Source organism: Flavobacterium zhairuonense, assembly GCF_004352915.1.
Classification (GTDB): Bacteria; Bacteroidota; Bacteroidia; order Flavobacteriales; family Flavobacteriaceae; genus Flavobacterium; species Flavobacterium zhairuonense.
In genome coordinates, this window is the sequence record NZ_SJSY01000074.1 from 525,505 (window position 1) to 531,893 (window position 6,389).

At 39.4% G+C, this 6,389-nt stretch carries 1 protein-coding gene; it reads left to right on the plus strand.

Annotated elements, in window-relative coordinates:
• Window positions 1-37: 37 nt before the first annotated feature.
• Window positions 38-6,389, plus strand: a 6,352-nt coding sequence (locus tag EYY60_RS16650) for an immunoglobulin domain-containing protein (protein WP_449404172.1), incomplete at its 3' end; no start/stop codon positions are given.

The window sequence follows — 6,389 nt, forward strand, 5'->3', positions numbered from 1 at the left end:
ATGTAGTAATGCTTTTTCTCAGACAGTTTGTAGACCAGTGTCACAAACAAACAGTCAGGCAGGTTTGCTATGTGTAGGTTTGGATGTAAGCAATCCCACATTGGCCTATGACAATGATCCAGGCCTAACGACATTTGCAACACTGCAAAATGCAGTCGGACTTCTTTGTGCGGTCGAGGAAACCATGACATTGAATCAGACTGTAAAAGCAGGCGATGAAATTGTACTTTATTTTGGTACGGGCAATGGTTTGCTTGATGTTGGACTACTGTCTAACGTATCAATTCAAACTAAACTTTCCGGCACAGATGTAGGTCCAAGAGTGGCGCTTAACAGCCCAGTTTTGAACCTAAGTTTGTTATCTGGCAATGCCATTGGAGAGGTGAGATACACTGTTCCGGGTGATGCCAATCAAGTGCAAATTCAAGTTGGAGGACTTTTAAGTCTTCTGGTTAATTTAAGAGTTTATGATGTTCGTTTGGATTTTGCCAAACCTTCGGTTACGGGAGGTCTCAATCAGACCATTTGTTCTGGAACATCGACTAATTTGACTGCTACACCTGTGGCAGGAACAACTTTAGCATGGTATGATTCTTTATCATCTACAACAGCTTTAGCAACTGGAAGCACTTACACAACTCCAAATTTAACTGCAAACACTACTTATTATATTGGAGTAGCTCGAGCAGGTGGATGTGAAGGAAATAATCGAGTACCAGTTGTTATTAATGTCTCTAACCCGGTAGCACCTGCAATTAGTTCTTCGGGGACAGCAGTTTGTTCAAGTGGTACAACACAACAAACGACATTGTCTTTGATAAATCCAATTCCGGGAACAACTTATAATTGGTATTCTGTATCATCAGGAGGAACAATATTAGCAACAGGAAATTCTTATTCGCCAACAGTTCCTCTTGGAACAACTAGTTTTTATGTAGAAGCTGTTATCGGAAGTTGTATAAGTCCGACTCGAGCTCAAGTTGACGTAATATCTAACCCAGTTCCCGCTGCGGCAACAGCATTGACTCAAAGTGTAACTATTCAATCAGGGCAAAATGCGACATTGAGTGCAACAACATCTGAAGCTGGAGTAACTTTAAATTGGTATGATGTTCCAACAGGAGGAACAGCAATTGCAACTAATACATCAACTTTTACCACTCCGATTTTAACTGCTACAAAAACTTATTATGTAGAAACTCAGAGTGCAACTGGCGGTTGTGTTAGCGCTTCAAGAACAGCTATTACGGTAAATGTTGTAAATACTCCAGCAGGTGGATGTTTATTAGCAAACAGTCAGCAAACGAGTTTAAATGGTCTTTGTTTATTGTGTAGCAGTACAAGTCCGGACAATTCTGTTGATGGAGATATTAATACTGCAGCACGTTTAACAGTGCCTGTTGGTTTAGTAAATGGATGGATTCAACAAACATTACAATTTAACAATCCTGGTAAAGCGGGAGATATTATAGATGTTGAATTAGAATTACCTGGTGGTGTTCTTGATTTAAGTGTATTAAACTATATTAATTTGGCAACCTATAATGGAACAACTTTTAATAATGATAGAGTTTCGATAAATAATTTATTGAACGTTCAATTATTAGGAGGGAATCGCTTTAGAGCTAGCATTACTGCCGGTGCAAATTTTGACCGTGTAGAAGTTCGTTTAGGTGGTTTGGTAGCAGCTTTAACAAGTTTAGATATTTATCAAGCAAGTTATAGATATGCAGATCCAAATGTTACTGGAAATAAAATTATTTGTAGTGGACAAAGTACTACATTAACTGCAGGCCTTGCTGTTGGAGAAACCGTTAACTGGTATTCTGCAGCCACTGGCGGTGCTTCATTGGCAAGTACTGCAGTTTTTACAACACCAAATTTGACTGCTGATACAACTTACTGGGCAGAAATAACTAGAAATGGTTGTGTAAACAGTGTACGCTTTGCAGTTCCAATTACGGTTAATGATCCTGTGGTGGCAACTCTAACCGGAGGCTCTGCAAGTATTTGTCAAGGACAAACGGCTACAATTAGCGTTCAGTCTCCAGTAGCGGGAACGACTTATAATTGGTATGATGCAGCAACCGCTGGGAATTTAGTATTCACGGGAACTACTTTTACAACGCCAGTTTTGGCATCTTCGACAAATTATTACGTTGAATCAGTAATTGGAAGTTGTACAAGTTCAACGCGTACACAAGCATCGATTACTGTTAATCCGTTGCCAGCAGACCCAACTGTTGCTTCTTCGACAGTAATAATTCCATCAGGACAAGTTGTTACTTTACAGGTTTCAAATCCTGTGGGAGGAGTAGTTTATGATTGGTATGACGTTCCTACAGGGGGAACTGCTTTAGTGACTAATCCTAGTTATACTCCAAGTCCAGCTTTAACAGCAAATAAAACATATTATATAGAAGCAAGAAATGCTGCAAATTGTGTTAGTGCTTCAAGAACAGCTATTAATGTTGTAGTTACGCCACCGACACCAATTACGTCATGTCTACAGGCAAATTCACAAGTAGTTTCACGAGGAGGATTAACAGTATGTCTTACATGTTCATCTGCTAATGATCCTGATTCGATTGATGGAAATGATGCGACAGCTACAAGACTTACGGTTCCGCTTGGTTTAGTTGGAGATTATATTCAGCAAACGCTTACTTTTTCTACTTCAGGTAAAGCTGGTGATATTATAGATGTTGAATTAGGAATTCCGGGAGGAATTGCCGATGTAAGTGCTCTTTCCTATATAAGCTTAAGAAGTTATAATGGAGGAACACCAAACGGTGATCAAGTTGATATTGGATCGTTAGTAAGCGTTCAATTATTAGGAGGTGAACGTTTTAAAGCAAGTTTTGTAACGTCCGGAGATTTTACAGCAGTTGAAGTTCGTTTAGGGGGAATAGCAACATTGTTAACAAATTTAGATATCTATGGAGCTTCATTTAGATATAAAGAAGCCACAGTATCTGGAGTATCTTCTCCAATTTGCGCAGGAGGTTCTGCAACGATAAGTGCTTCGACAACAGCTGGAGATACGCTTAATTTATTTGATGTTGCAAGTGGCGGAGTAGCTTTGGCGACAGATGTAACTACTACTCCGTATAGTACAGGGCCTCTAACAAGTTCAAAAACATATTATATAGAAGCGGTTCGTGGAGGTACATGTATAAACAGTGTTCGTCAGCCTGTAACGGTAACCGTTCTGCCATTAGCAGATGCATCAAATATTACAATTGCTAGTCCGGTAGTTTCATCTTGTGCGGGAATTGCAGTGTTGTCCCCAACTTCCAACTTAACAGGAGCACAATTTAAATATTATACTGATCAAGCCAAAACACAAGAAATTATAACTGGTTCAACAGTAGTGGCACAACCAGGAATTACTTTTTCTAAAGACCCATCTACTGGAGCACTTACCATTAATGGTTTTACTTCTGGAACATCTTATACATATTTTGTTTCTGTTGGAAATACTGTAACATGTGAGAATGATGTAAATACACTGCAACCAGTAGTTGTTAATTTTCCAGCAACTACTACAACTTTGACAGTAACATCTCCATTAGTTGCGTGTGGAAGTGCTAACTTGAAAAATGCTATTACGGCACTTGATACAAGTGGAAATACAACATATACTTTCTTTGACCCTTCAGACGTAGCTATGACAGATGAAGCGGCAATGAACATAACAATTAGTGGTGTTTACTCGGTTCAGGCTCAAGCAAGCGGAGTTGATTGTCCATCTGCAAAACAAGCAGTAAATGTAACAGTTAATCCGCTGCCAAGCTTGATTGTCGATCCCGCTCAATCAGTTGCTCAAGGTACAAATGTAACTTTGAATGCAACTTCGAATGGAACACTGGCATGGTATGATCCACAAGGAAATGCATTGGCAGGCCCTCCGTTTACCACAGGAGCATTAAATGTTCCAGGAATTTATACCTATACAGTTGTTGCAACATTAGGATCATGTTCAGTAACAGGAACACTATCGATCAATGTTAAAGATCCAGACAATTGCCAATCATTAACTGAAAGAGTATATGCAACAGGACAAAGTTGGAGTTCAATTGTTACAGGTGGTGTTTCTAACGAAGCTAATGCAGTTGATGGAAATCCACAGACATTCTCAACTATCACGACAGGAGTTGGGCTGTTAGGAATTGGTACAACTTGGCAAGATTTAACTTGGCCTTCAACGATTGCTAAAGGAACACCAGTAACCGTTAAGCTTGGTTCTGAATATAGTGCATTAGGCGTTGCGCAAGGACTTTCTGTTATTGGAAGAAAAGGTGGAGTTGATATTGGTGTAATGCAATCTGTTTCGGGAGCATTATTGAATGTGCTTCCTGGAGATAATGCTTATGAATTTACTTTTGTTCCTTCAAATGCAGCTGGTCCTCAAGATTATGACGGAATCAGAATTGTATCAGGAGCTGTTTTGAGTGTTGCTCAAAATACTAAAGTTTATGAAGCTTATTACAATAAATCGGTTACTGCAGTTACATGTACACCTGGAGATATTCAAGATATCTTTTATGGAACCACTGATTTAGGACTTCCTGTTGGAGCACTGACTTCAACGGTTGGAGTAAGCGATGCTTGGAACGTAGCAGATAACGATATTACAACTTTTGCAACCATGTATAGTGGAGCAGGAGTTCTTGCTTCGGCAGACATGACAGTTCAGTTTAAAACACCATCTGTAGTAAGCGATACATTAAGAATTGTGATTTCAAAACCAGGTACAATTTTGAATGTTAATTTATTGACAGGCTTTAGCATTCAGCGTTATTTAGGAAATGTTGCAGTTGGAGCTCCAATTCAAAACAATAGTACATTGTTAAGTTTGAAATTATTATCTGCAAATACAATGGCTATGGTTTTGGTTTCTTCACCTACAGAATCATATGACAGAGTTAGAATCCGTTTTGGTGGTGTTGCAGGAGTTTTGGAATTTTTACGAGTTCATACAGTTGAGCGTGTTGCAAATACCTCGGTTATAGGAGGAGATCCAACTAATAAAGTTACGGTTTGTCCGGGAGATACAGTCACGCTTCAAATACCACAAGAAGCCTGCTCGACCTATGTTTGGTATGATTCGCCTACAGGTGGCGCAATCGTTGCTAATGGTATTACCTATACAGTTCCAGCTACATTAGCTGCGGGAACATATAAATATTATATTCAGCCAGTTCGTTACGGATGTGAAGCAATGACAAGAGGCGAAGTTACAGTTGAGGTTAGAGCGACAAGTCCAGAAAATATCTTAGCTGATATTACTTTGAATGGTGGATCAACAACTTCAATTTGTGCACCTTCAGGAACTGTAACTTTGGCTACAAATTTGGTTGGAACATTTACAAATCCGGTATATCATTGGTACAAATTTGACGGAACGATGAGCCAGCCAATTGCTGGAGCAACAGGGCCATCATTAACTGTTAATAGTCTAGTTCCAGGAACCTATACTTATTTTGTTGGTGTGAGTTCAGATGAATATTGCGAAACTGCCGAAGCAGATAGAAAACAAATAACATTTACTATTTTGCCTCCTTCAGTTGCAACAGATATCCAAGTAGACGATTTAACAGTGTGTAATGGAGTTGCAGCGTCATTGACGCCGACTGCACCAACATTGACAAATCCTGTTTTCACCTGGTACGCTGACAACAATAAAACTCCTCTTGTAAACAATACGCCTGCGGGAGTAACTTATTCAGTAAGCACTACGGGAGTTTTAACTGTTACAGGTTTAACACGCGCTGTGAGTCCAATAACTTATTATGTTGCGGTTTCTAGCGATGGAACTTGTGAAAACTTAACAGGAACGTTGCAAGATGCTGTAATTATTATTAGTGATCCAAATACACCAACGACAACAAATTCTACTCAGAATTTCTGTTTGATCAATAATCCAACAGTTGCTAATATTCAAGTAAATGAATCTAATGTAGTTTGGTACAATAGCGATACATCAACAACTCCTTTATTATCTACTGATGCTTTGGTGAATGGAACTTATTATGCTACAGCAAAAGATCCAATTACAAATTGCGAAAGTAGTGTTCGATTGGCAGTTGTAATCAATGTAAACGATCCTGGCACGCCGACATTGGTAAATGCAGGCATACAAAACTTCTGTTTGGTAAATGCTCCGACATTTGCAAGCGTTCAGTTCAACGAAACAAATATTGTTTGGTACGATGCTATAACAGGAGGAAACTTGATTCCATCAACTCAAGCTTTGGCAAATGGCACTTATTACGCTGCAATCAGCGATCCTGCAACAGGATGCGAGAGCGCGACAAGACTGAGTGTAACGATAAACGTAAACGATCCTGGCACTCCGACATTGGTAAACGCAGGGACTCAAAACT